The 2,044-nt window shown below is 38.1% G+C and carries 2 protein-coding genes and 1 pseudogene; all 3 read left to right on the forward strand.

Going from position 1 to position 2,044, the window contains the following annotated elements; all coding sequences use genetic code 11:
* Positions 1-348: spore germination protein (locus BW986_RS29090; RefSeq protein WP_142244764.1), on the forward strand; the 348-nt coding region annotated here is incomplete at its 5' end.
* A 10-nt stretch (positions 349-358) separates the two neighbouring features.
* Positions 359-1,458: pseudogene (locus BW986_RS29095) on the forward strand (GerAB/ArcD/ProY family transporter).
* The coding region (locus BW986_RS29100) for a Ger(x)C family spore germination protein (RefSeq protein ID WP_464683689.1) at positions 1,455-2,044 on the forward strand (590 nt) is incomplete at its 3' end. The pseudogene BW986_RS29095 and the gene BW986_RS29100, both read left to right, overlap by 4 nt.

Genomic DNA, 2,044 nt, shown 5'->3' on the forward strand with positions numbered 1-2,044 from the left:
GCAGGTATAGTAAGCAATATTATGGTGATTGTCGTTTCTGCAACGGCAATCGGCTCATTTATCATTCCAAGTTATGACATGGGGACGGCTATCCGGATGCTGCGATTTCCAATGATGTTATTAGCAGTCATGTTTGGAAGTGTCGGAATCATGATTGGTGCCATGACGTTGATTGCCCATTTAATTAGTCTTGAATCGCTGGGAACTCCGTATGCAAGCCCATTAGCCCCTTTCCGGTTTGCTGATATGAAGGACTCATTTATTCGTTTTCCTTTATGGAAAATGATTACACGACCAAAAAGTGTAAGGACCATTCAATCCAATCGTCAGGGAAAGCCTAAAAGATAAGGGGAGGAAAATGAAAAAATACACTCATAATGAAATCACCATCCTGCAATATATTTTTTTTATTGTTGGGACCCAAATGGGGGTCGGTTTTTTGTGCTTCCTAGAGTTGTTGCCGAAAAGGCTGGAACAGACGGCTGGATGGGCCTCATCATTGGTTGGATATTAAGCGTTGCTGCCAGTATTATTATGGTGAAAACGGCTGAGAAGTACCCAAATGACACGCTTTACGATCTTCTTATCCGATTTTTTGGAAAAATACTAGGTAAAGTAGCTATTTTCATTATTCTTGGATACACTTTATGCTTTTCTTTGATCATATTTATTAACACTTTGCTTTATACAAAAGCATGGTTTCTTCCCAATACACCTGACTACTTAATTGTGTTGTTATTTTCAATCCCGGTATTATTTATAGTCAGGAATGGTCTCCGTGTTATTGGAAGATATAATGAATTGATTTTCTATATGACGATGTGGCTCCCGGTAATTTTTTTGTTTCCATTAAAAGATGGAAGTTTCTTGAATTTACTTCCATTGTTTAAAGTTGGTTGGAAGTCAATTTCAGCTACCGTACCGCTGGTCATTTATTCGTTCATAGGGTTTGAACTTGTCTTTTTCTTTTATCCTTTCTTAAAGAAAAAGCAGTATGCCATTCATGGAATTATTATTGCCAACACCTTATCGATGTTCTTTTATCTCTTTGTAACCATTAGCTGTTTTGTGTACTTTAGTCCGGATAGCATTACCGGTTTTAATCAGCCTGTCCTAAGTATGCTCAAAGTGATTGAATTCCGGTTTATTGAACGTCTTGACGTGGTTATATTGAATATTTTGATCCTTTTTTCCTCAAGAGCCTGGATTTTGTACATGTACTGTACGGTCTTTAGTTTCAGTCAATTAATGAATAAGCAGGATCATAGTTTATATGTGCCCGTTTTGTTAGGTTTAATTGTCGTGGGCACATTTTTTGTTCAACCAACATGGATGCAAATAACAACCTGGCAAAAATGGCTTTCGAATGCCGGGATTGCGGTAGCATATGTGTTTCCCGTATTTTTATGGATTTACAGTTGGGGATATGAGAGATTTTCACGGAGGAGATTTTCATGAGCCGAAAAATAGGATTGTGCCTTTTGATCCTTGTAATGATACTCTCTGGTTGTATGGATGCTACACCAATAGAGGAAGTTAGCGTCTCACTTATTTTAGGCCTCGATTTAGATGAAGAGGATAATTTATTAGTGTATATGTCAAGCCCGATATTTAGTAAAGAGGCAAAAGATAAGGAAGAAGTGTATGAAGTTAAAGCATACACCCTCCGGCAATCAAGAGAAAAATTTGATGCGAGGGTAATAGGATTAACATCAGGAAGTAAAACGCAAGTGTTTTTGGTGGGAAAACGACTGCTTAAAAAGAAGGGTTGGTTTGACTATCTCGATCCTTTCTTCAGAGATCCTAAAAATACAGTATCCGCGCGTGTTGTCGCTGTAGATGGATCTGTTGCAGATGTTATTTTCAATAAACCAACAGATAAACCGCGACTATCTCTATATTTAACAAGTTTAATTGATGCTGCCGCCAAGAGGAATATTGTGAAAGACACGACCCTCCAGGATTTTCACAGACAAATGAAGGACAAAGGGAGAACGGCGTGGATCACCCAAATCAAAAAGAAAAAAAGAATCGAGCTAACAGG

It is taken from the genome of Peribacillus simplex (genome assembly GCF_900156045.1).
GTDB lineage: Bacteria > Bacillota > Bacilli > Bacillales > DSM-1321 > Peribacillus > Peribacillus simplex_D.